The sequence below is a fragment of the Janibacter cremeus genome, assembly GCF_013409205.1.
In the GTDB taxonomy this organism is placed as follows: Bacteria; Actinomycetota; Actinomycetes; order Actinomycetales; family Dermatophilaceae; genus Janibacter; species Janibacter cremeus.
The window spans coordinates 847,882-871,043 of the sequence record NZ_JACCAE010000001.1 but is presented as its reverse complement, the minus strand read 5'-3'; the positions used below and the strand labels follow the sequence as shown (position 1 = coordinate 871,043).

General features: G+C 63.7%; 18 protein-coding genes. 6 read left to right on the top strand and 12 right to left on the bottom strand.

Translation table 11 applies throughout. The annotated features are described in order from the left end of the window. Nucleotide 1 precedes the first annotated feature (1 nt). Genes BJY20_RS03945 through cysC form a run of 3 tightly spaced genes read right to left on the bottom strand, consistent with a single transcriptional unit; the run spans nt 2 to nt 2,926 of the window. Nucleotides 2–751, bottom strand: coding sequence for a 3'(2'),5'-bisphosphate nucleotidase CysQ (locus BJY20_RS03945; protein WP_185990341.1), 750 nt, complete (start codon nt 749–751; stop codon nt 2–4). Next, the gene (locus BJY20_RS03940) at nt 744–1,709 is read right to left on the bottom strand and encodes a sulfite exporter TauE/SafE family protein (RefSeq protein WP_185990340.1); all 966 of its coding nucleotides are present in this window, start codon (nt 1,707–1,709) and stop codon (nt 744–746) included. The genes BJY20_RS03945 and BJY20_RS03940 overlap by 8 nt, the downstream gene beginning before the upstream one ends. Next, nucleotides 1,709–2,926 (bottom strand): adenylyl-sulfate kinase, encoded by a 1,218-nt coding sequence (cysC, locus tag BJY20_RS16375; protein ID WP_221935235.1) that lies wholly within the window; start codon nt 2,924–2,926, stop codon nt 1,709–1,711. Before cysC ends, BJY20_RS03940 begins: the two co-directional genes overlap by 1 nt. 133 nt (nt 2,927–3,059) lie before the next feature. Here cysC and cysD point away from each other — a divergent pair, with 133 nt between their 5' ends. The 5 genes from cysD (at nt 3,060) to BJY20_RS03910 (ending at nt 9,256) form a co-directional block, all read left to right on the top strand. Further along, the gene (cysD, locus tag BJY20_RS03930; RefSeq protein ID WP_185990338.1) at nt 3,060–3,971 is read left to right on the top strand and encodes a sulfate adenylyltransferase subunit CysD; all 912 of its coding nucleotides are present in this window, start codon (nt 3,060–3,062) and stop codon (nt 3,969–3,971) included. Between the two features lie 11 nt (nt 3,972–3,982). After that, a complete protein-coding gene (locus BJY20_RS03925; protein WP_185990337.1) occupies nt 3,983–5,227 on the top strand; it encodes a sulfate adenylyltransferase subunit 1 in 1,245 nt (414 codons plus the stop codon). A gap of 633 nt (nt 5,228–5,860) precedes the next feature. Further along, complete coding sequence (gene wzy, locus BJY20_RS16580; protein ID WP_425484119.1) at nt 5,861–7,279, top strand: O-antigen polysaccharide polymerase Wzy; 1,419 nt, start codon at nt 5,861–5,863, stop codon at nt 7,277–7,279. A 154-nt stretch (nt 7,280–7,433) separates the two neighbouring features. Next, entirely contained in the window at nt 7,434–8,270 is an 837-nt protein-coding gene (locus BJY20_RS16575) for a LicD family protein (protein WP_185990335.1), read from the top strand. Between the two features lie 56 nt (nt 8,271–8,326). Next, a complete protein-coding gene (locus BJY20_RS03910; protein ID WP_185990334.1) occupies nt 8,327–9,256 on the top strand; it encodes a polysaccharide pyruvyl transferase family protein in 930 nt (309 codons plus the stop codon). A 1,282-nt stretch (nt 9,257–10,538) separates the two neighbouring features. On the opposite strand, the gene BJY20_RS03905 is transcribed toward BJY20_RS03910, so the two are convergent. From BJY20_RS03905 to BJY20_RS03870, 8 genes are all read right to left on the bottom strand, one after another. Next, on the bottom strand, nt 10,539–11,609 hold the full coding sequence (locus BJY20_RS03905; protein ID WP_185990333.1) for a glycosyltransferase: 1,071 nt from the start codon (nt 11,607–11,609) through the stop codon (nt 10,539–10,541). A gap of 95 nt (nt 11,610–11,704) precedes the next feature. Then, nucleotides 11,705–12,838, bottom strand: coding sequence for a non-hydrolyzing UDP-N-acetylglucosamine 2-epimerase (gene wecB / locus BJY20_RS03900; RefSeq protein WP_185990332.1), 1,134 nt, complete (start codon nt 12,836–12,838; stop codon nt 11,705–11,707). Next, complete coding sequence (locus BJY20_RS03895; protein ID WP_185990331.1) at nt 12,835–13,947, bottom strand: polysaccharide biosynthesis C-terminal domain-containing protein; 1,113 nt, start codon at nt 13,945–13,947, stop codon at nt 12,835–12,837. The genes wecB and BJY20_RS03895 overlap by 4 nt, the downstream gene beginning before the upstream one ends. Next, a complete protein-coding gene (locus BJY20_RS03890; protein WP_425484118.1) occupies nt 13,944–14,939 on the bottom strand; it encodes an SDR family NAD(P)-dependent oxidoreductase in 996 nt (331 codons plus the stop codon). The genes BJY20_RS03895 and BJY20_RS03890 overlap by 4 nt, the downstream gene beginning before the upstream one ends. 29 nt (nt 14,940–14,968) lie before the next feature. Further along, nucleotides 14,969–15,889, bottom strand: a complete 921-nt coding sequence (locus BJY20_RS16570) for an NAD-dependent epimerase/dehydratase family protein (RefSeq protein WP_185990329.1) — start codon at nt 15,887–15,889, stop codon at nt 14,969–14,971. After that, nucleotides 15,886–17,130, bottom strand: coding sequence for a glycosyltransferase family 4 protein (locus BJY20_RS03880; RefSeq protein WP_185990328.1), 1,245 nt, complete (start codon nt 17,128–17,130; stop codon nt 15,886–15,888). The genes BJY20_RS16570 and BJY20_RS03880 overlap by 4 nt, the downstream gene beginning before the upstream one ends. Then, a complete protein-coding gene (locus BJY20_RS03875) occupies nt 17,127–17,900 on the bottom strand; it encodes an MraY family glycosyltransferase (protein WP_425484174.1) in 774 nt (257 codons plus the stop codon). Before BJY20_RS03875 ends, BJY20_RS03880 begins: the two co-directional genes overlap by 4 nt. A gap of 185 nt (nt 17,901–18,085) precedes the next feature. After that, nucleotides 18,086–19,852: a polysaccharide biosynthesis protein gene (locus BJY20_RS03870; protein ID WP_246297094.1), complete on the bottom strand. Its 1,767-nt coding sequence runs from the start codon at nt 19,850–19,852 to the stop codon at nt 18,086–18,088. A gap of 300 nt (nt 19,853–20,152) precedes the next feature. Here BJY20_RS03870 and BJY20_RS16265 point away from each other — a divergent pair, with 300 nt between their 5' ends. Continuing rightward, entirely contained in the window at nt 20,153–21,655 is a 1,503-nt protein-coding gene (locus BJY20_RS16265) for a polysaccharide biosynthesis tyrosine autokinase (protein WP_185990325.1), read from the top strand. Between the two features lie 7 nt (nt 21,656–21,662). Here the strand turns inward: BJY20_RS16265 and BJY20_RS03860 are convergent, their stop codons facing one another. Then, nucleotides 21,663–23,087 carry a polysaccharide biosynthesis tyrosine autokinase gene (locus tag BJY20_RS03860; protein WP_185990324.1) on the bottom strand — a complete coding sequence of 475 codons (1,425 nt, stop codon included), beginning with the start codon at nt 23,085–23,087 and terminating at the stop codon, nt 21,663–21,665. Nucleotides 23,088–23,162: the final 75 nt, after the last annotated feature.

Genomic DNA, 23,162 nt, shown 5'->3' with positions numbered 1-23,162 from the left:
GTCAGCCCCGGTTGACCGCGCGGATCCCCTCGAGGACCGTCTCGGCGACCTCGGGCCGGCAGACGACGAGGTCCGGCAGGTAGGGGTTCTCGTTGTTGTAGACCAGCCTTGATCCGTCGATGCGGCTGGTGTGCAGACCGTGGGCGCTGGCGACGGCGACCGGTGCGGCGGAGTCCCACTCGTACTGCCCGCCGGCGTGGACGTAGGCATCGGTCTGACCCTCGAGGACGGACATCGCCTTCACCCCGGCCGAGCCCATCTCGACGAGCTCGGCCCCGAGGTGGTCGGCCAGGAGGGTGACGAACTCCGGCGGACGGCTGCGGCTGACGGCGAGGCGAAGGGGGGCACCCGTCGTGCCGGCTGCGGGGGCGTTGTCGGCGCTGGAGTAGGTGACGTCCTTCGCGGGGCGACCCACGGCTCCCGCGACGAGCTGGCCGTCCTGCCACAGGGCGACGTGCACGGCCCAGTCGTCGCGCCCCGCCTCGCTGAACTCACGGGTGCCGTCGAGCGGGTCGACGATCCACACGCGTGCGGCCGTGAGCCGGGCGTGGTCGTCGGCGCCCTCCTCGGAGAGCACGGCGTCCTGGGGTCGAGCCTTCGCCAGCTCGGCCATCAGGAAGTCGTGGGCGACTTGGTCGCCGATGTCCTTCAGCTCCTTGGGGTCGATGCCGGCGTGCTGATCACGGGTGCGCAGGAGCAGGTCGCCGGCTGCGGTCGCCAGCTCGGCGGCGAGGGTGTGGTCGTCAGTCATGGTGGCTTCCTTGTCGTTGCTTGTAGCGGTTCGCGGCGGCCTGCAGGCCTTCTTCTCGGGTGTTGGGGAAGGGAGGAAGCCCGTGGCCCTTGCGGACCAGTCCCCACACGATGGGCCCGAGGACGAGCAACGTCGCGCCGGCGATCCCGACCCATACCGGGGGCAGGCCAAGCATGCCCAGTCCGGTCAGCGAGAGCACGATGGCGATGCCGCGGCGCACGACGTTCTGCTGGACCCAGGAGGCTAGGCGGGCGCCGAGGTAGGTGCCGGGCGCGCCGCCGATGATCAGCGGCAGCAGGATGGACCAATCGACGCCCTCGTAGAGCACGTGGCCGACCGCTGCGGCCAGCACGAGCGGGATGGCCTGGACGAGGTCGGTACCGACCAACTTGTTCGGCGCCAAACGCGGATAGAGCATGAGCAGGGCGACCATGATCAGCGAGCCGGACCCGACGCTGGTCAGGCCGACGAGCAGGCCGCCGAGGGCGCCGATGACGATCGTGGGGACGACCCGCAGTTTGGGGGTGTCCTCGTGGTGGGTGGTGCCACCCTCGCTGGCGACCTGGATGTTGTGGCGCATGTTCAGCAGGGTGCGCAGCACGTACGTGCCTGCAGCCAGGAGCAGCGCAACGCCGATAGCGGCCTTGACGAAGGCCTGCTGCTCTTCGGGCGAGCCGACTTGGTTGATCAGCCACCCCCCGGCGGCGGCGGTCGGGACGGAGCCCACGATCAGGAGCCCGGCCAGCCTGAGGTCGGGTGCGCCGTGCTTCAGGTGGGCGGCGGCTCCGACCGACTTGTTGACGGCGGCGGCGACGAGGTCGTTGGCCACGGCGACCGTCGGGGGGATGCCCAGGAAGATCAGGGCAGGGGTCATCAGGGCGCCACCGCCCATGCCGGTCAGGCCGATGACGATCCCGACGCCGAAGGCGACCAGAAGCAGGGAGGTGACATCCCACATCAGATGCTCCACTCCGGCTGGGAGCCGTCGGCGAGATGGCCGCGCTCTCGCAGCAGGTCCAGTACACGGTCCCGGGCCTGCTCGACGCTGATCGACGACGTGTCGAGATCGAGCTCGGCGTCCGCGGGCGCCTCGTAGGGCGCGTTGACGCCGGTGAAGTCGGTGATCTCCCCTGCCATGGCCTTGGCGTACAGGCCCTTGCGGTCGCGTCGGGCGCACTCCTCGACGGGGGTGCTGACGTGGACCAGGACGAAGTCGCCGCCGCGGTCGGTGGCCATCGCACGCACGGCCTTGCGGGTGGAGTCGTAGGGCGCGATGGGGGAGCAGATCGCGGCGCCACCGTGGTAGGCGATCTCGGCAGCGACCCACCCGATGCGGCGGATGTTGGTCTCGCGGTCCTCGGGGGAGAAGGTGAGGCCCGCCGAGAGGTGGCGCCGCACGACGTCGCCGTCGAGGATGGAGACGGGACGGCCGTCCTCCTCGAGGATCGCCTCGCGGACGGCTCGGGCCACGGTGGACTTGCCGGAGCCGGACAGCCCGGTGAAGAAGAGCACCAGTCCTCCCGAGTCGCCGGCACCGTGCATCGTCTGGCTGCCGGGTAGGCCGGTGGTGTGGGCGCCGAGCCAGGCGAGCTTGCCGGGCGCGTACGCGGAGACCACTTCGTCCTGCAACGCAGGGTCCGTGGCCGCGATCTTCGGGTCGAGGGGCACGGCAACGACGCCAGCGTCCGTCAGACTCTTGGCCACCTCGAGGCTGCGACGCAGCAGGGTCACTCCCCGGGTGTAGGGCGACATCGTCGGACCGGACAGGACGAGCAGCAGGATGGGTCGGCCGTCGGCGAGGGAGCGGATCTCGGCGGTGTCGGTGCGGTTGAGTCGTCGGTCGACGACCACAGTCAGCGCGTCAGCGTCCACCGTCGAGCGCACCTGGGCGGGGGAGAGGTAGAGGCGCTCGTAGGGCCGGGGGGAGCCGTTGCCCAACCACTCAGGGGTCCCGGTGGCGCCGCTGCTGCCGATCTGCTCGGCCGGGAACCGGGCAATGGGGACGCCCTCCGGGTCCACGACCTCCAGTCCGTGACGCTGCGCCGCATCCCGCACCTCGTCGGCGATGGGCAGCGTGGGGTCGGTCGGTGCACAGGCGCCGACCCGCAGCCGCTCGAGAGCGTCGAGCTGGGCGAAGGGGGGGCAGTGCTGGTGGGCGCGGGCAGGTGCGGTCACGCGTTGCATTCTGACAGGTGCAGCGGTCCTCGCCCCGGCAACGCGCTGTGACACCACCCGCACCGCTAGCGTGCAGGGCGAGTTGTGGCGGGTATGGTTGGCGCGATTCATGTCCCCTGCCGTGAGAGAGACGATGTCCACGCATGCCGACTACCGGCTGAGTCATCTGGACCAGCTCGAGGCCGAGTCCATCCACATCTTCCGTGAGGTCGCGGCGGAGTTCGAGAAGCCGGTGCTGATGTTCTCCGGCGGCAAGGACTCCATCGTGATGCTGCGGCTGGCGGAGAAGGCGTTCTACCCGGCGCGGGTGCCCTTCCCGGTCCTCCAGGTCGCCACGGGGTATGACTTCCCCGAGGTGCTGGCCACGCGTGACCGCTGGGTCGAGAAGCTGGGGGTGCGTCTGCACGAGGCATCCGTTGAGCAGGCCATCGCTGATGGGATCGTCGTCGACGACGGCAAGACCCCGCGCAACCGCCTGCAGATCGGCACCCTGCTGCACGCGATCGAGTCAGAAGGCTATACCGCTGCTTTTGGCGGTGGTCGTCGCGACGAGGAGAAGGCCCGGGCGAAGGAGCGAGTCTTCTCCCACCGGGATGACTTCGGTCAGTGGGACCCGAAGAACCAGCGCCCGGAACTGTGGTCGCTGTACAACGGTCGGCTCCACGAGGGGGAGCACATGCGCGTCTTCCCGTTGAGCAACTGGACCGAGCTGGACATCTGGCACTACATCGCCCGCGAGGAGATCGACATCCCCTCGATCTACTACGCGCACCAGCGCACGGTCTTCGAGCGGGGCGGGATGCTCTTCACCGAGAGCGAGTACAACCCCTGCCGCGAGGGCGAGACCGTCACCGAGCGCACGGTGCGCTTCCGCACCGTCGGCGACTTGACCCTGACCGGGTGCCTGGAGTCGCAGGCCGACACCGTGGAGAAGGTCATCGAGGAGGTCGCTGCCTCCCGGGTGACCGAGCGTGGCGCCACCCGTGGTGATGACAAGTTCTCCGAGGCCGCGATGGAAGACCGCAAGAAGCTGGGGTATTTCTGATGGAAGACCGTATGGACATGCTCCGCCTGGCCACGGCCGGGTCCGTCGACGACGGCAAGTCGACGCTGATCGGTCGGCTGCTGCTGGACAGCAAGTCGATCTTCGAGGACCAGATGGAGTCCGTCGAGAAGACCAGCCAAGACAAGGGCTACGACTACACCGACTTGGCCCTGCTGACCGACGGGCTGCGCTCGGAGCGAGAGCAGGGCATCACCATCGATGTGGCCTACCGCTACTTCGCGACCCCGAAGCGCAAATTCATCATCGCCGACACCCCCGGCCACGTGCAGTACACCCGCAACATGGTCACCGGCGCCTCGACCTCGGACCTCGGCCTGGTGCTCGTCGACGCACGGCACGGCCTGACCGAGCAGTCGCGCCGGCACGCGGTGCTGCTGTCGCTGCTGCGCGTGCCGCACCTCGTGCTCGCGGTGAACAAGATGGACCTCGTTGACTACTCCGAGGAGGTCTTCGCCAAGATCCACGAGGAGTTCACCGCCTTCGCAGGGAAGCTAAACATCCCGGACCTGGCGATCATCCCGATCTCGGCGCTGCAGGGCGACAACGTGGTCAACCGCAGCGAGAACATGCCGTGGTACCAGGGCACGAGTCTGCTCCACCACTTGGAAAACGTGCACATCGCCTCCGACCGCGACATGCGCGACGTCCGCTTCCCCGTGCAGTACGTCATCCGCCCCAAGTCCGACAAGTTCCACGACTACAGGGGCTACGCCGGTCAGGTCGCCGGTGGCGTGCTGAAGCCGGGTGACGAGGTTGTCGTACTCCCGAGTGGCATGACGTCCACGATCGAGGCAATCGATCTGCACGAGGAGTCTCTGGACGAGGCGTACCCGCCGATGTCGGTGACCGTGCGCCTGAAGGACGACCTCGACGTCAGCCGGGGCGACATGATCGCCCGAGTGAACAACCAGCCCGCGCCGGTCCAGGACATCGACGCAATGATCTGCTGGATGTCGCCGAGTCCGATGAAGCCTCGCCAGAAGCTGGCCATCAAACACACCACGAAGACCGCACGCGCGATCATCAAGGACGTGCAGTACCGCCTCGACGTGAATTCCCTGCACCGCGACCCCGACGCGGGCGAACTCATGCTGAACGAGATCGGACGGGTGAAGCTCCGTGCGGCTCAACCCTTGCTGGCCGACCCCTACGAGCAGAACCGCACCACCGGTTCGTTCATCCTCATTGACGAAGCCACCGGCGTCACCGTCGGCGCAGGCATGATCAACGGTTGATCGCCTCGCGCACTGCGTGATCTGATGACCCACACGGATGAGGTGGACCGCCATATCTGAATGCTGGGTCCTTCCGCTGTTGCGTAGAGGCGGGGATAGCGAGCAGGAGACCCGGCCAGATCGATTTGGTGTTTCGTTCACCGTCGGCTGGGCAGCTCATCGGTCAAGGTGCCCGACTGAGTTGAGCACTTGCTCGAGTCACGCAGGCTCGGAGGATCGTTAACAGTTCTCCAAGGCACAGGCCCACGAGTTGGCAAGGTGGATGGAACAGGTGCCGAAACCCCTGTCAGGCAAGCCATCCTCTTCAGGCACTCGACCATTGTCGACGTCATCCCGGTTGCTGATCCCCGGCAGCATCAGGTCGATCACGTTGATGCTGCAGCGCCCCAAATTCTCTGTCGCCAGGCTGCGGCGCGGGGAAGCGTATTAAGCGCAACCGAAAGCGCCGCCGACCGCTACACCCTCCTCTGTGAGTAGCCGGTCAAACTCTGATGGAAGTCCTTCAAGGGCCGCTCCTTCAATCACCTATCGAATCGAGTGCCATCTGCTTCCTGAAAAGCTTCTTCAAGAATCGACTCTGATCGCCACGGATGTCGCCGCTAGTCACGCCAAATCCATCGAACCTAGGAGTTCATGCGAGCTCATGTGCGTAGGGGACCGAGCGTGCACGGTTCATCAGTTGCGCACCCTGGGCCCAACAAAGTCCGCACTTTGAGCGAGCAGGCCAGTGCGTGGGGTATCCTAGCGCGTATGGATGCGAACTCGACACAAACGGCAGCATTCATTATCGGCACCCTTGCCACTGTGGTCGCAGTACGGGTGGGCTTACGCAGGACGTTGCCTGGTGACCTTTTCCATCCTCTAGTGTTCCCGACATTGTATGTCTCGGTCGCTTGCTTGGGCCCAGCAGCATGGCTCTATTTTCGTAATGATTCACTGGGCTATATAAACAGTTCACAGCTGGGCACACGTTATCCCGTCCTCATGACCGTCGCCGTTCTCGGATTCATTTTCGGATCCGCTATTCGCTTCCAGCCCCCCAAGAACTTTCAACGTCACCAAGGACGAGGCCTAGCCGTCGACTCACGGACGCTGATCACCGTGGGCCGAATAGCGATTCTCCTACCTCTCGCCATGGCCGTCTTGGACCTTTCCAACGGTCTCGTGTTAACACGAGGACAGGATCAGGCAACGTACACCGTATCTGACTCAATCGGTGTTGCCGCGTTCCTCCTAACACCTGCAGCGTTGACACTAATCCTCGTCGGCCGAACTAAGCTGGAGCGCCGATCACTTCTTTCCTTGTGGGATTGGACCGTCGTTGCCACCTTGGTGACCGCACTTGCCTTGTCGGGTCGCAGGGGAGCGGCCTTGAGCGCTTTCTTGCTGATTCTCATGCTGATGGCTTATCGCAAGAAAGCGAAATTGCGGATTGTCATAGGCTTGGGGGCCGTGCTGGCATTCGCCCACTCCGTGGTACAGTATCGCATCGAAGCGGTGGGTGGAACCGTAAAACTCTCGCCGGCTGAGGTGCTTTTGCGAGACTTGGGGTCGGTGGTATTTACGACTGGCACGACTGACTCAATCCTCTCTGAATCGGACGACTATCGACACGGCGCAAGCCTGTTGGCAGCGGCGATTCGGCTCATCCCCAGCCCGGTAGCCATTCGCCTTATAGGCCCTCCTAGTAACACAGGTGCATTGCAATTTCGCGATCTTCTAAGTGGCACGAGGGCGGATCAAGGTTACGGCTACTCCATCCCTGCTGAGGGGGTTCTGAATTTTGGTGTGCTGGGACTATTTACGTTGTGCCTTGGCTGCGGAGCGCTACTAGCTTGGCTATACGCGCGTTTCGACTTGACTGGGAACCATGCAATAAATTGGATCTACTTGACAGCCATTGCCACACTCCCCTTCGCTTGGCGTTCAGACGCGCTCGGTGCGGTCAAGGGCGTCTTGTATCCGCTAGTCATAATGGCTGTGGTAGCAACTGTCGCTCGCGCGAGTATGCAGCGCGATGCGCCGTCAACGCCACTAGCGTGGCAACGCTAAGTTGAAGAGCCGTTAATGGCCGTGGGAGATTGCGCGTGCTAGCGCAAGAATATGCTTCATATGAAATATCTTAACGGTCCCTTCGCAGTGGCGGTTCGTTTCCGAGCCAAGCATTGTGACATACTGGCGCAGCCAATCGGTCAGGAGAAGAGTGATGACTATAAATCCAGGGGGGGGCAGCCGTGCCCAGCTCGCAGCCTTCGAAATCAGAGCGGTACAGCTCGGCGTACTCGACCGCGTGCTCGAGTGGTGCGAAGTTCGGGACTTGACCTGTTATGCGGCGTACGGAACCCTGCTCGGGGCGCGAAGGCACTCCGGGTATATTCCTTGGGATGATGATATCGACATCATGATTCCTCGGTCACACTACGAATTGCTTCGAAATGTACCGAAAGTTGGTGAGCTTGTGGTCGGTGGGCATCGAGGCGATAAGGATTGGCCCTACTCCAATGTCAAGGTGTACGATCCCAGCACTCTAATCACTGGGGATGGGCCGTTTGACGCCGAGGTTGGAGTGGGTATTGATGTATTTCCCGTCGACGAGCCATTTATTGGCGCCATCGGTGTACTCCAGAGCGCTTGTATCCGTGCTTTAGTCGCCCTGCTGGCACTCCAGGCGCTAATGCCACGACCGGGACGCAGCGCCCCCGCACGCCTTGCTGCCGCCATTCTTCCACCCGTTGCCGCGTTGCTGCCGCGAACCCGACTTCTTAGGGCGCTCGATGCTGTCGCGTCGCGACGTGGCAATGCGGGCCGCTTGGGGGTTGTGGTGGGCTCGTATCAATGGACTGTGCCTGCTACATCACTGGGGTCAGGGGCAACGATGAGTTTTGAAAATCGGCTACTTCCTGTACCAGAGGAGGCAGATATAGTACTCACCGCTCTCTACGGACGTAACTTCATGACGCCCCCGCCCTTGGGGCAGCAACACAGCCACCACACGTTCACCGCGTTTCGACAGAACGCGACCACCTCGAGGGAATCACTATGAAAACGTCCGGTCCAATGCGGTTGGTCCAGAATTCGGTGCAGTGGCGCCTTCGCCGGATGAGCGCAAAGCACAAAGCCCGAGTAAAGGGGGTGCAGGACCTTGGCAAGCGCCTTGCCGATAGTGCCCTGCAGGCGCCTCAATCAGAGCGCAGCAATGTCGACTCCATAAGTGAAGAGTACGTCTTGGCCCGCCATTTAACAGACGTTGATTACCTTCCCTTAAAATTCTTCGACCAAGGAGATAATTATGGCGATTTGCTGTCCCCCTGGCTGCTCGCGCGCATGTCGGGCAAACCAGTGCGCTTTGCGGCGAAGGGCCGGCCGCATTTCGTCATGATTGGATCGATCGTCAGTGAGGCGTCGGCCTCCTCCGAGGTGTGGGGATCGGGTTCGTACGGAACGGAACGGCGAGGAGTGTTTGCTCAAAAAGCAAAGTACCATGCAGTCCGTGGTCCAATCACTCGATCGAGACTTCTTAACGTCGGAATTGACTGCCCTCGAGTTTACGGCGACCCTGCCCTCTTGATGCCGTATTACTTCAGCCCAACGGTTACAAAGAGATATCGTGTTGGAATTGTCATTCGACACACCGAAGATCGTTGGCGATGGCTGTCTCTTGGACCCGACGTCAAGGTCATCGACCTCAGGACCACGGACGTTGAGCGAACGACCAAGGAAATGCTTGAATGTGAAGCCCTCGCCTCGTCTTCACTTCATGGCCTTGTTATTGCTGACGCTTATAGGATTCCAAGTGCTTGGATCGAATCGGATAGCGCTAGTGGCGGCAGCCGCCCCTTCGGAGGCGAGTTTAAGTTTTATGACTACTTCGCGTCGGTCGACAAACTCCGACATGCGCAAAGCTTCGAACTACCTAAGGGGAAGCTAACTGCGGATGATCTCTTTTCGAAACTAACGTTTGATGATCGACCAATATCCTTTGATGCGCGCAGGCTGCTCGATAGCTGCCCTTTCCTTGAGCGGAGGTAGGGGGCCCACGCGTACCCGGCCGGGTGGCGCCATCAGGCTTGTTGTTACCGATGAAAGGGCCCTATCCAGTGGTGCGCGACGAAGGTCGGTCCCAGGCGCGCCTAGCGTGGTCGGTGATCGATCAGGGATTGTCGAGTGGGAGTAATTTCGTCCTCGTTTTTCTTCTTGCGAGAGGAAGTTCTCCGCTCGATTTCGGCCTTCTGATGATTGGCTATTCAGTTATTACTGTGGCCATGGTGGTTTCCCGGAACGCCTTTGGGGGTGTGCTTGGACTGGATCTGCCCCATTTCAATAGGGGTCGGGCGCGGGAGCTCGTCTCGCGCTCTGCGGCGTCAGTTCTGGTTATGTCGCTTGTTTTCGGCGCCGTACTGGCTTCCTACTCTTTCCTGGCTCTCGACCTTCATTCAGGAGGGATGGCTCTACTTGTATTGGCCCTCGCTTTGCCTGTTGTACTACTTCAGGATCTGCAACGGTTCTGGTCGGTGGCTGTCGGCAGGCCGAAGCACGCTGCTGTTGCGGACTCACTTTGGTTTGGGATCGCGCTCCTCGGCCTAGCTCTCCCAGTCATAGGGGTGCTTGATTCATCTGCCGTGCTTGGGTCGGCGATGTGGGTTCTGGGGGCTCTGCTGAGTGGTCTCTTGTTGGCATCGATGGGTTATGGGTCGCGACCGCGTTTTGGGGGGACTGTCGCTTGGCTTCGTGCGGATGGAAGACGCGTTCATCTTGCTTCCGAATCGGGCCTAGCTGCGGTTTCGCCTCTCTTGAACAGTTCAGTCGTGGCCGCCCTTGCCGGCGCGCCGGTTGTAGCCGCGATTCGTGGATCTGGTGTGCTTTTCGGTCCGCTGAATCTGATCGCTGCGACCATCCCCCTGGCGGTGGTTCCAGAGGCGATACGTATGGGTAAGCGGCGCGGTAAACAAATGTTCCGCCTCCTCGCGCTAGGTTTGGTGGCACTCGCGACCATTTGGGGATTTACCCTGTTCTTGCTGCCCGGCACGGTCGGCGTGTTCCTGCTGGGGGAGTCGTGGCCCCTTGTGCAGTCCATCGTCCTCATCACGGCTTTGGAGTATGCTGGCTTAGGCCTATGGGCTGTAGCTCGTTCGAGGCTTCGCGTCCAAGGACGATTGCAAGTGGCCGTTCGACTTCGGTTGGTGTACTCGCTCTCGGTCCTCTTGGCCCCCATTCTCGCTGTTAGTGTTTGGGGGACCAGTACAGCGGTCGCGTCTTCTTTAGCGATTGTTGCGATTGTGCTGGCTGGGGCATGTTGGCACTTGGCGAGGGACTAGGGCCGAAAGTTCTGAGCAATTATGTCGAGATACCGCTCAGTGCGGGCTTTAGCGCTTGGCCAGTTTTCGACAATCTTGTGACCTGAGGCGATGCGTCTTGCGGTAATTTCTGGCTGTGTGACAAGTCCTGAGAGGGCGCGGGCTATGTCGTTTGGGTCTAGCGGGTCGCAGTACCCGGCGGCGTCGCCAGCGATCTCGTGAACGAATTCGCGATCTGACGCTATGAGGGGGCTGCCACTGGACATGGCCTCCAGGGGAGTGATCGAAAAGCTCTCGTTGAGGCTCACGAAGACTGTGGCGTCACACGCTTTGTAGAGTGATGGCATCTGAGCGACCCTCAGAGGGCCAACTGTGGTGCTTATTGATTGAGTCATTGGATCTAAGGCGGCGAACTCGGAATCGGTCAGGGTAAGGAGTAGCTGGATCGACAATCCGTAGTTCTCCGAAAGAGCTTTGGCGGCTCTCCCCATAATCTGAATATTCTTATGGGGATATAGTCTGGACGGGTAGCAGAGTCGAATTGAATTCGAGGCGGATGGTGGGGAGAGGATCTGATCGAGGTGTTGGATGGCTTCGCCATGAACTTCTTGAAATACCCCGTTTAGAACATTTGGTACGACGTAGATGCGCGCTTCGTCGATACCCCATCGGGTTGCCAGATTATGCGCGACATGATTTGCCTCTACGACCAAGGAGTCGGCGTGTTTGAATCTTCTCCTCGAAATGTTTCTCCTAATTTTACCTCGAATTTTCTGGTGGACTGTTTCGGGTGATGTTGTTTCGGGCGTGAGGCTCGTGCCGTCGGCAAATCCGACGATTGTTGTGCGAGCTCTTCTTGGGCCGTAGTCGGGGCCGAATAGTGTGAACGAGGTATCGAAATATGCTTCTCTTCGTCCTCTGAGGAGCCGTGATAATGGGCGGCCATCGACCGTTTTTACGTGTAGCGAACCGAGGTCTCGCGTTGTGTTGGCAAGTACAGGCTCCGATAACTCGAAACATGCGCCCCCAAGCCAGGGCCACCGCTGTCGCCCCTCGAGGGACAACGCGAATGCGGCGACCTCGTCCATGAGTGATGCGGCAACTTGCAGGGCGCCACCGGTCTTTAGGTTGCTCAGGTCAAAGAGGACTTTGGGTCCGGGAGAAGTTTCTGGAATCGGCACTGTCATGGACGGATACCGGCCCAACTATGGTGTCGACGGACAGTTGAGAGCATGAACTTCACCGTGCGCTCGCTTGTATTGTCGATGCGGTAGTCGTCCGGCGTAAGGTGGCTGCCGCCGTCGCGGGTGTATCCGGAGTCCATGGAGACCCGGACCGCGGCCAAGACGTCGTCACGATTCAGGCCCGTCATCATGATTCCCCCGGTGTCGAGGGCCTCGGGCCGCTCTATCGAGTCGCGCAGGGTGATCGCCGGGAAGCCGAGGAGGGATGACTCCTCGGCGATGGTGCCGGAGTCGCTGAGGCAGCATGCGGCGGACAGTTGCAGCTTGTTGTAGTCGTGGAAGCCCAGGGGCTCGCTGAAGATCACGCCCTCGGGCTCCGACCAGTCGGGCAGCGCTTCGAGCCGCTTGCGGGTACGTGGATGGGTGGACACGAAGACGGGCAGCCCGAACTTCTCGTGTACCGCGGTCAGGCAGTCTACGAGCAGGCGCAGGCGCTCGGGGGAGTCCACGTTCTCCTCGCGGTGGGCGCTGACGAGGAAGTACTCCCCTTCCTGCAGACCCTTGTCCTCGAGGACGGTGGAGGCGTCGATCTCGGAACGGTAGGCCTCGAGTACCTCGTGCATGGGAGAGCCAGTCTTGAGGATCCGGCGAGGGTGGAGTCCCTCAGCCAGGAGGTTGCGGCGCGCGTGCTCGGTGTAGACGAGGTTGAAGTCGGCGACGTGGTCGACGAGGCGTCGGTTCGTCTCCTCCGGCACGTTGAGGTCGAAGCACCGGTTGCCGGCTTCCATGTGGTAAGTCGGCACCTTCATCCGGCGGGCCATAACGGCTGCGATGCACGAGTTGGTGTCGCCGAGTACGAGCATGGCATCGGGCTGCTCCTCGTGGATGACGCCCTCGACGGCAATGAGCGTCCCGCCGAGGACGGCGCCCAGCGAGGAGGTGTCCACTCCAAGCATGTGGTCCGGCTTGCGGATGCCGAGGTCGTCGAAGAAGACCTGGTTGAGCTCATAGTCGTAATTCTGCCCTGTGTGCACGAGCACGTGCTCGATGCCCTCGGTTGCTTCCAGCCGATGCAGGACGCGCGAGAGACGAATGAGTTCAGGCCGGGTGCCTACGACGGTCATGACCTTCATGGACGCTGCTCCTGCTGACGGACGGGCTCGGGGAAGGTGTCGGGATCCTCGGGCCGGAACAGCTCGTGGCTCCAGAATTGGGTGAAGAGCGTCTCATCGCCGGTGTTGGTGATGTTGTGCACCCACCCCACGGGCATGTCAACGGCCACTGGAGCATCGCCATCGGCGTCGAAGGTGATCACCTCGTCGGTGAACATCTTGCGCAGCTCCATGGTCGCCTTGCCACGCATGACAGCAAAGCGCTCGATCTTGCTGAGGTGATAATGTTCGCCACGCGTCACGCCCGGGACGGTCGTGGAGAAGGACGTCTGCCCTTCCCCACCGCGGCACCGGACCGTCTCGACGAACGACCCTCGTGCGTCGGAATGCGGCATGAGTTGGAGTGGATAGTGCTTGGGGAAGAGAGCTGCCCGATAGGTGTTGAACAGGTCGACGCGAAACTTCGTCGACAGGTCGGGCATCTCGCCCGTGGGGACGTACGTCGCGTGGAACTCCTGGAGCAGGTCCCACACTTCCTGGACGCCGTGCTCCTCGGCCTCGGGCGTGAGCGTCCCACTGGTCGTGATGAGACCGCCGATCAGCGATGCAGCCGCGTCTTGGGCGTGCAGCAGGCCGACCTGATTGTCCTTGATCGAGGGGCTCTCCTCGACAACGGTGGCATGGACGAAGGTGGCAACGAAGGAGTTGTACTTCGGGCGTCCGTGCTCACCGAAGATGTTGGGTAGCCGCACGTCGACGAAGTGACCACTCACGGAGGAGACGGCGCCGTGGAGGATGTGCGCGGCGCGGTCCTTGCCGGTGCCGTAGGGCGTGCCGTTGCCCGCCTGGATCGAGTTGGCGTAGACGACGCGGAGGGGCGCCCCCTTCGCCGTGATGGCCTTCGCCAGATCCTCGGCCAACCTCGCGTTGCCCGCCGGCACCTCTTCCTCGCTGTCTGCGCGGTTGACCCCGGCGATGTGTATCACGGCGTCGGCGCCGCGGACGAGCGCGGGGAGGTTGGGCCATTCCGCTCGTCCGACCGGAACGATCTCGTGGTCCGTCCGAGCGGTCAGGCGAAGCCGGGTGTGCCACCCGAGGAAGCCGGACGCTCCGGTGATGACAACCTTCATGCGGTACCCGCCACGATCTGCATCTCGGGAAGAGCCGCGATGAGGGCCTTGGTCTCCTCGACGCCCATCTGCTCGGTGTTGTCGGAGTCGAAGTCGTCGGCCTGGGCCGCCTTGCCCTCGCCCTCCTCGACGTACTTTGAGTAGTCGAGGCTGCGAGCGTCGAGAGGAACGCGAAAATAGTCGCCCTGGTCGGTGGCCTTGAGCATCTCCTCCGGGGAGAGGAGCGTCTCGTACATCTTCTCCCCATGTCTGATGCCGATCGTGCGGATGTCAGGCTCCACACCCATGAGTTCCGCCACCGCGCGGGCCAGCGTGTCGACGGTGCAGGCCGGGGCCTTCTTGACGAAGAGGTCACCGGGCTCCGCATGGAAGAAGGCGTGCTTGACCAAGTCGACCGACTCCTCGAGGGACATGAGGAACCGGGTCATCTTCGGCTCGGTGACCGTCAGCGGCTTGCCCTCACGGATCTGGCGGACGAAGAGTGGGATGACCGAGCCGCGCGAGTACATGACATTGCCGTAGCGGGTGACCGACACGGTGGTCGGGGAGTCGGGGGTGTTGCGGGCGAAGGCTTGTGTTGTCTTCTCCATGAGCGCCTTGCTCATCCCCATGGCATTAATGGGGTAGACGGCCTTGTCCGTGCTCAGGCAGACAACCGAGCGCACGCCGTGTGCGTGGGCTGACTCAATGACGTTCTGACTGCCGACGACATTGGTCTTGACCGCCTGATCCGGGAAGAACTCGCAACTCGGCACCTGCTTCAGTGCGGCCGCATGGAAGACGAAGTCGGCGCTGGCCATCGCACTGTCGACACTGTGACGATCGCGCACATCACCAATGAAGAACCGCACCCGGTGGTCAGCGAGCTGCTGGCGCATCTCGTCCTGCTTCGCCTCGTCGCGGCTGAGGACGCGGACCTGCCTGACGCCGTCGTCCAGGAGGTGTTGGACCATCGTCTTGCCGAAGGAGCCGGTGCCTCCCGTTATGGTCACGGTCGCGCCGTTGAAATCGTGATCAGTAATCACGCATCCTCCAAGTCCATGTTCGTCGCGATAGTCATTCTTCCCCATCCTCCGGTTCCCACTGGCGGCTTCCAGCCGATATCGGTTAACCAGCTGTGGGCTTGTTCTTGTCCGAGCCAGAGCACCTCCAGACGCCGCGCTTGTCCCGCGAGTCCCGTTGAGCATCGACACGCATTCTGGGCTGCGGCGACGACTAGTTGTGCTGCAGCTCGGGGCACCACGTGTGGCGGCTTGCTTCCGAGCGCGGTGAGTAAGCCGCTCGTAGTGATCCCCTCGGCGGGGTGATGGACCACGCGAGGAACAACGCCGGAGTACAACGCAAGAGTAACGGCGGCATCAGCGACGTTCTCGAGCAGGGCTTGAGGCGCGTTGTCAGTACCGGGAGAGGCGACCGATCTGAGAGGGCTGGATGCGAGTCGGGCGACCGCACAGGTGACTGCTCGACCACGCGCGTGCACCCCTGGTGGCCGGTACACGCAGACGTTGTCCCCAACTGCCAACACAGCCTGCTCGCCCATCACTTTTGATCGAGAGTATGCCGAAAATGGCTGATACTCGAGCGTGGAGTCGAGCCCGGGGCGCCGTCCTTGTACCGCGGCGCTGGAGATGTGGACCAAGCGGACGCCCAGCCTGTTGCATGCTCGGGCGAGTAGTCCCGGAAGTAGACCATTTGCGCCGTCCAGGTGTTCAATTCCACCGGCGAGGGAATCTGCTACCCCGGCGGCATTGATGACAGCGGTGCATGGGGCGATTTCTGCGGCGACGGCATCAACTTCCTGCTCAGTGGGTGCAGGAGCGCCGACGGTCCCTGAAATTCTCGGGGCCCTGACCGACTTCGCCACGACGCCACGAGTTCGTAGACGTTCAACAACAGCATCGCCGACGAAGCCAGTCGCGCCGACGACTGCGACGCCGCTCACTTGCCGCGCCTCTGAGCGGCGGCAACTAGCAGTTCTTCGAGTCGGTCAGCGATGAGTTGCTCGGAGAAGTTGTGCAGGTAGTGGTTTCTGGCGGCACCGCCGAGGGCGTTTCGCTCAGCCTGCGGCATGGCATGCAGTTCACGAATCGCGTGGGCCAGCAAATCAGCGTCCCCGGGTGGCGCCGTGCGTCCCGCCCCACTCTGGCTGATGACTCGCGCGGCATCCCCCGCGACGGCTCCGATGATAGGCCGACCCGCAGCGAGGTTAGCCTGCAGTTTGCTAGGGAGAGTGCTCCGGTACAGGGGAACGTCCTTGAGTGTCACCACCTGAGCATCGCCAAGAGCGAGGATCTGCGACATCTGTGAGAATGGTTGGGGTGGGACGAAGCGGACATTGTCCAGCTCCTTTTCATCGACAGTTGCCCGTAGGGAACTCTCCATGACGCCTGAGCCGACGAATGCGATCTGCAGGTCGGTAAGGTCTCGCACGCGCTCCGCGGCGGAGACGAGGTGTTCAAGGTTCTGCATCTCGCCAAGATTGCCTGCGTACATCACTGTAAAAGAGCGGTTCAGGCCGAGGTCAGCAGCCAATTGAGGGTCGCGGGGCACTGGCCGGAAAGACGCTTCTTCGGCCCAATTGGGCACAAAATGGAGTTTGGCCCGCGGAATGCCTCGCTCAGCGATGAGGTCGATCATACTCGAAGAGGTGACCGCAATCGAGGTAGCTCGCCCATACACTTTGTCACAGAAGGTATGGAGGATTCGCTCGAGATATCTTCCTTGACTTTCATCGACGAATCCACTAGCGGTGACTGTCTGGGGCCACAGGTCCTGAATCTGAGCAACGAAGGGGGTTTTGCGCATCACTTGGGTGGTGAGAGCAGGAATTGCAGCCGTCGCCGGTGTCGAGTACACAAAATTCACGTCGGTACCTTTGAGGACGGCCAGTGCGCCGATGGCCCCAGAAGTTGCGAAACTGGTGTAGTTGAGCATTCGATGTGCTGCATGTGCGTCGTGACTGGGGTAGATCGGGAATCTGTGAACGGTGACTCCGCGAATTTGCTCGCGCTGGTACGCCTTCAAGGAATACTCAGGGAAAACGCGACCTTCTGGGTATATCGGGAATCCGGTCACAACCTGGACGTCATGTCCTCGCTCCGCGAGCGCTCGGGCGATCGTGCCCGGACCCGCTGCAGCACCGCCTTCTGGGTCGTACCAGTGACTAATGAATCCTATCCTCATTCGTCCAACTCAGTTTCATCAGCGTTTGCCAGATTCAGCTTGGAGAAGCGGCGGTGTATGTGCGGAGCTGCGAGGTAACCCGCACTGACAGCGATCACAGTTGTCACTGCATAGCGGGTTCGCAAGCGGTGGGCACTCGCGATTCCTGCCGCACAGATTGCGTGGAAGAGAGCAACGGATATCTGGTTGAGACCAGCATCGACGAGTTGTTGATACACATGGTCGCGATGTGCCACGCCAAGAGGCTGATCCGTTCTATACCTGTGGGCTAGGGCTTGTGCGGCGTCGAGGCCATAGAGAAGGAGGGGCGCGGCTGCCTGCTGTCGTTCCGGAAGGCTTGGACGCGACAGCACTCCCGCAGCAAAGGCTCCACCCAGGGCGTAACTGCCGACATCACCCAGGAAGAGCCGGGCCCGCGGCGCGTTGTGGGGCAGGAAGCCTGTGCTACCTCCGGCCACCAACGCGCCGATGATCGAGAGGTCGCTGCCCGTTCGGCTCAACGTTAGCGCGTTCACACCCCAGACCAGCCCGGTAAGACTGGAGATGCCATTGATGCCGTCCATGAAGTTCGTGACGTTGACGATGCCGGCGGTCGCGACGCCGCTGAGGACGCGGTCCCACCCCGTACCTCCAAGGGTCGCTCCTGCCGCGAGTTGCCCGGCCAAGCGAGCTGGGGCAGGGAGGTGGCCTGTCGCGTCGTCAGCCAAGCCGAGTGCCCCAAGTGCACCGATGGCTAGGCACGCCGAAGGTGAGGGGCGGCTTTTCGTCACCGCGCCAGCAGCGATGACGCCCAGAGCGGGCGCTATGCCTCCTCCGCGGGGCACCGGCACCTGATGGGACGATCGCTGATTCGGGATGTCCACCACCTGTGCCCGCAAGAGCGCGCGCCTGAGGGGGACCGCGACGATGGACGTCAGGATCGCAGCCGCAAATGAGAGCTTGAGTTGGCCTGCATTCACTGCGCGACCGCCGCAGTGATCGCCGAGACATCCTTCATCCACTCGGCAGACTCCGCGGCGGAATCGTGGCGCACGGTGGCGACGGCATCGCTGTCGATCGAAGGGACGTCGACGCTGTTGACAAGCGCGTGGGCTGTTGCCTGGATGTCTTCGCCGGGGGTGAAGAGTTCCTCCGACATCTTCTCCCCGGGGCGCAGGCCGGTGTAGACGATCTCGACCCCCTTCCGTCCCGAGAGGTCGATGAGGGTCGTGGCGACGTCCTGGATCTTCGCGGGCGAACCCATATCGAGGACCATGACCTCGCCGTCGTGACCGATGGCGGCCGCCTGGAGGACGAGCTGGCAGGCCTCGGGGATGAGCATGAAGTAGCGCTCGACGTCCGGGTGGGTGACGGTCACCGGGCCACCGCGCTCGATCTGGGCCGTGAAGGCGGTGATGACCGAGCCACGCGAACCGAGGACATTGCCGAAGCGCACGCTGACGTACGTGTTGTCGTCCTTGCCGGCGAAGTCGGCCGTGAGCCGCTCCGTGACGCGCTTGCTGTAGCCAAGGACGCAAGAAGGATTGGCGGCCTTGTCCGTCGAGACGTTGACGAAGGTGGACACCCCCACGTGGTGGGCCGCCCGGAGCACGTTGAGGCTGCCCAGGACGTTGGTCTTCCACGCCTCCTCGGGGTACATCTCCAGCAGGGGCAGGTGCTTCAGGGCAGCTGCGTGGAAGACGACGTCGGGGCGGTGGTGCTCGAAGACTTCGACCATCCGGTCGGCGTCACGGATGTTGGCCAGGACGACGTCGTCGGACTCGAAGAGTCCCTGCCCCGTCACGGACAGCTGGGTGCCGTGCAACGCCGACTCGTCGCGATCGAGCATCACGAGCTTTGTCGGTCCGAACTTGCTGATCTGGCGGCACAACTCGGAGCCAATCGACCCGCCGGCACCGGTGACGAGGACGGTGCGCCCGGAGATCGTGTCGGCGATGGCCGAGGCGTCGAGCTCGATCGGGCGACGCCCGAGGAAGTCGGCCAGGTCGAGGCTGCGCAAGTCACTCGTGGCGGACTTGTCCAACAACTCACTCGCGCGCGGCAGGATGAGGGTGTCGAGCCCGGCCTCCGTCGCGCCCTCGCGCAGGCGCCGCACCAAGACTGGTGCCGCGCTCGGGACGGCGATCGCGAGCGTCGTGGCGTCGTGCTGCGCCGCCACCGTGGTCAGGTCGGTCGAGCTGCCCAGGACCCGTACGCCGTCGATGCGCATGCGTCGTTTGCTGCGGTCATCATCGAGCAGTCCCACGGGTGTCATCCGCGCTGCCGGGTCCCGCACCAGTGCGCGGACCAGCTGGCGACCCCCTTCGCCCGCCCCGAAGACGAGGACGCGCTGCTCCGCCCGGGATGCGGGAGCGATCTGCGAGCGAGCGGTACGCAGGACGAACCTGGCCCCGAACATCCCGATGAGCGCAATCGCGCCTGCGGTCACGGGCAAGGACCGCGGGCCGAGGTCCCACGGCCCGAGCACGGTGACGGTCTGCAGGAGCAGCGCCCACAGGGCGACGGTGCGCGTGAGGTCGATGATCTCCTCGTAGGAACCCCGCAGGTGGCCCACCGCATACGGACCGAACAACCCGCCGAGCACGAGGTGGGTCGCTATGGCGATCAGCGCGAGCTGACCGATCGGGGCAGCGAAAGTGCTCGTCGGGTCAAAGTCGTACCGCAACCACGCGGCGAGGAACACGGCGATGGTGAGGACGAGCAGATCGACGGTCGCCCACAACCACCGGCCGGCTCGTTGCGCCGCCGAAGGTCGTGAACTACGCGTAGACACCGATGACCTTGTCGTCCTTGCAGCGCAACACGCGTGCGTCGTCCTCCCTGTGGAAATCATGGCGAGAGCGCCTGACCGGGCAGGCGCTCCACTCACGAAATCTATCAGCCTGAAGGAAGTCGCCCACCGCGGGTCGACAGGCGGAGGTCGTACCGAACGGTAGTGCTGTCTACACTGTCGCGAGGCGCCGCGGCCCGCGACGCCACCTGCGTGCGGACACGGAGGCGGACATGAGGGGAAAGGGATCTGGTGACGCTCGAGGACCTGTGGAGGTTGACCCGTCGACAGGCCGTGGTCATCAGTGTCTGTGCCCTCGTGGGCCTGCTGCTCGGCTTCGCATGGATGGCCCTGCAGCCCAAGGAGTACACCGCCACCGCGGGGGGCTACGTCACGGCCGGCGGTGGCCAGAGCATCGGGGAGTCCTACTCGGCCCAGACACTGGCCCAGCAGAAGGCGCAGGCCTACGTCACACTCTTCACCAATCGACGCGTCGCCAAGGGCGTCATCGAGGAGCTCGACCTCGACTCCACACCCCAGGAGCTGGTCACGCGCATCTCCGCCACGGTCCCGCCGGACGGCGTGACCATCAACGTCACGGCGACGGGTTCCACCCCGGAGGCGGCCCGAGACGTCGCCGACACCATCGTCACCGTGGCCGCCGCCGAGGCGAAGCGCATGGAGGAGGCCGGGCCCTCGCGGAGTGCTGTCGGGCCGGATGGCGAGACGCAGCAGGTCGAGTCGCAGGCGCAGGTGCTCATCGCGCCCAACGAGTCGGCCATCCTGCCGACCTCGCCCTCGTCGCCGGATCCGCTGCGGGTGCTGCCCATCGGCGTGCTCCTCGGCCTGCTCGTCGGGTACGGGATCGCTGCCGTCCGGTACTACAACGACACCAAGGTCCGTCGCACCGAGGACGTCGAGGAGGTCACCGAGGCCGGTGTCATGGGCATCCTGCCGCTGAGCGAGGACCTGGGGTCGGAGCGTGGCGATGTCGGGCGGGCCAAGTCGTTCCACGAGCGGGAGGCGCTGCGCAAGCTGCGTACGAACCTGCGCTTCGTCGACGTCGACCACCAACCGCGCTCCATCGTCATCACCAGCGCGAAGCAGGGTGAGGGCAAGTCCACCGTCGCCGCGAACCTGGCCGCGGTACTCGCCGAGGCGGGGGAGCCGGTGGTGCTCGTGGACGCGGACCTGCGTCGCTCGGCCGTGGCCCGAGCCTTCGAGCTCGATGGCAGTGTCGGTCTGTCGCAGGTGCTGGCCGGGACCGCGACACTGACCGACTCCCTCCAGCCGAGCGCCACCCCCGGCCTGGAGATCCTCGCCGCCGGTGCCGTGCCGCCCAACCCCTCCGAGCTGCTCGGCTCGCAGCGGATGCACCACCTCATCGAGGAGCTCGCACAACGGTACTTCGTGATCCTCGACGCGCCGCCACTGCTGCCGGTCACCGACGCGGCGCTCCTGACCCGCAGCGCCGACGGAGCGGTCCTCGTGGTCGCCTCCGGGAAGACGCACAAGGAGGAGCTGCAGCAAGCGGTACGCACCCTGCGGGCCGTCGAGGGCAAAGTCCTCGGCACGATCCTCAACATGGTCTCGACGCGCAAGGTCGACCGGATCCGGTACGGCGACGTCGAGTACGGCTACTCGAACTCCTACACCAACGACTATGCCTACGAGGCCAAGGACACGGTGGGGGTCGGCGCAGTCAGCCGCCGCGACATCAAGGCCCGGCGCAGCCGGGGATCAACCTCGGACTGAGCGCGGCTCAGCGCGCGCCCGTCAGGCGCTTCGGCCGTGACTGCTTGCGTGCCGATCGCGAGGTCGGGTGATGCTCGGGGGAGTAGTAGCCGTAGTAGCCCGAGCCGTAGCCGCCCGAGGAGGCGTGCCCGACCCGGTTGAGGACGAGCCCCAGGAGGGTGTTGTCCACGGCGCCGAGGGACTCGAGTGTCGACTCCAGCTGCTCCTTGCGCACGATCGTCGTACCGACGAGCAGGATGACCCCGTCGACCTTCGTGCTGAGCACCACCGCGTCCGTGACCGGTAGGACCGGGGGCGTGTCGATGAGCACGTAGTCGTAGCGCACGGAGAGCTGTGCCAGCACGTGACTCATCGGGTCGGAGGCGAGCAGCTCGCTCGGGTTGGGCGGGATCGCCCCGGCGCCGATGACGTCCAGACGATCGGCGCCGTAGGGCTGGAGGACGTCGTCGATCTCCGCTCGCTCGATGAGCACATCGGTCAGGCCGGCCGACCCCTCGAGCCCGAGGTACTCCAGCAGCCGGGGGCGGCGCAGGTCCGCCTCGACCAGGCACACCCGCGAGCCGGACTGGGCCAGGGTGAGCGCGAGGTTGGCGATCGTCGTCGACTTGCCCTCGCCGGGGATGGAGGAGGTGATGAGCATGGTGCGCGGGTGGTTCGCCGCGTCGACGAACATCAGGTTCGTACGCACCGCGCGGAAGGCCTCGGAGCGTGGCGACGACGGGTCCGACTGGACGATGAGCGGCTCCTTGCCGGCCCGAGGGTCAAAGTGCACGGCGCCGATGATCGGCTGCTCGGTGACCTCCTCGACGTCGTCGTCGGTGCGCACCGTGGTGTCCAGCAGGTGCCGCAGCATGGCCAGACCGAGACCAAGCAAGAGACCGAGGACCAGCCCGAGGGCGAGGTTGCGCGCCGGGACCGGACTGGTCGGCGTCGAGTTGGTCGACGCCGGCTCGACGAGGGTCACCTTGATCTGGGAACCCTTCTTCTCGCCCTCCGGTGACTCCACCTCGGAGATCACCGTGGGGAAGGTCTCGCCGATGGCGGTGGCGATGTCCTGCGCGTGGCCGGGGTCGGAGTCCGTGACGGAGACCTCGAGCAGCACGGTGTCCGGAGGAGTGGTGACGGTGATCTGCTCGGCGAGGTCCTTGGTCGGGGTGTCCTCACCGAGCTCGTCGAGCACCGGACCCAGAGCGCGCGGGGTCGTCAGCAGCTGGGCGTAGGACTTCACCCGCTGCTGGGTGAAGGTGCTGCCCTGCTGGAGAGCCGAGGTGTCGTCCGACCCCGAGACCGAGACGAAGAACTGCGTGCTGGAGGTGTACTGCTTCGTCTGCAGGGCTGTCCATCCCGCGGCCAGGCCGACCACCACCAAGGTGGTGATGACAATTGTGATCCAGCGCTTGCGCACGATCTTCAGGTAGTCCTGCAGCTCCACGAGCTTGGTGCCTCTCGATCAGGGGTAGTCACACGGCAGACGCGAGTGTTTCACAGCGGTGGCGATGCGGCACGA

Coding starts and splice junctions, on each gene's coding strand:
- BJY20_RS03945 (WP_185990341.1), bottom strand. CDS start 751: ATGACTGACGACCACACCCTCGCCGCCGAGCTGGCGACCGCAGCCGGC.
- BJY20_RS03940 (WP_185990340.1), bottom strand. CDS start 1,709: ATGTGGGATGTCACCTCCCTGCTTCTGGTCGCCTTCGGCGTCGGGATC.
- cysD (WP_185990338.1), top strand. CDS start 3,060: ATGTCCACGCATGCCGACTACCGGCTGAGTCATCTGGACCAGCTCGAG.
- BJY20_RS03925 (WP_185990337.1), top strand. CDS start 3,983: ATGGACATGCTCCGCCTGGCCACGGCCGGGTCCGTCGACGACGGCAAG.
- wzy (WP_425484119.1), top strand. CDS start 5,861: ATGCGAGCTCATGTGCGTAGGGGACCGAGCGTGCACGGTTCATCAGTT.
- BJY20_RS16575 (WP_185990335.1), top strand. CDS start 7,434: ATGACTATAAATCCAGGGGGGGGCAGCCGTGCCCAGCTCGCAGCCTTC.
- BJY20_RS03910 (WP_185990334.1), top strand. CDS start 8,327: ATGAGCGCAAAGCACAAAGCCCGAGTAAAGGGGGTGCAGGACCTTGGC.
- BJY20_RS03905 (WP_185990333.1), bottom strand. CDS start 11,609: ATGGACGAGGTCGCCGCATTCGCGTTGTCCCTCGAGGGGCGACAGCGG.
- wecB (WP_185990332.1), bottom strand. CDS start 12,838: ATGAAGGTCATGACCGTCGTAGGCACCCGGCCTGAACTCATTCGTCTC.
- BJY20_RS03895 (WP_185990331.1), bottom strand. CDS start 13,947: ATGAAGGTTGTCATCACCGGAGCGTCCGGCTTCCTCGGGTGGCACACC.
- BJY20_RS03880 (WP_185990328.1), bottom strand. CDS start 17,130: ATGAGGATAGGATTCATTAGTCACTGGTACGACCCAGAAGGCGGTGCT.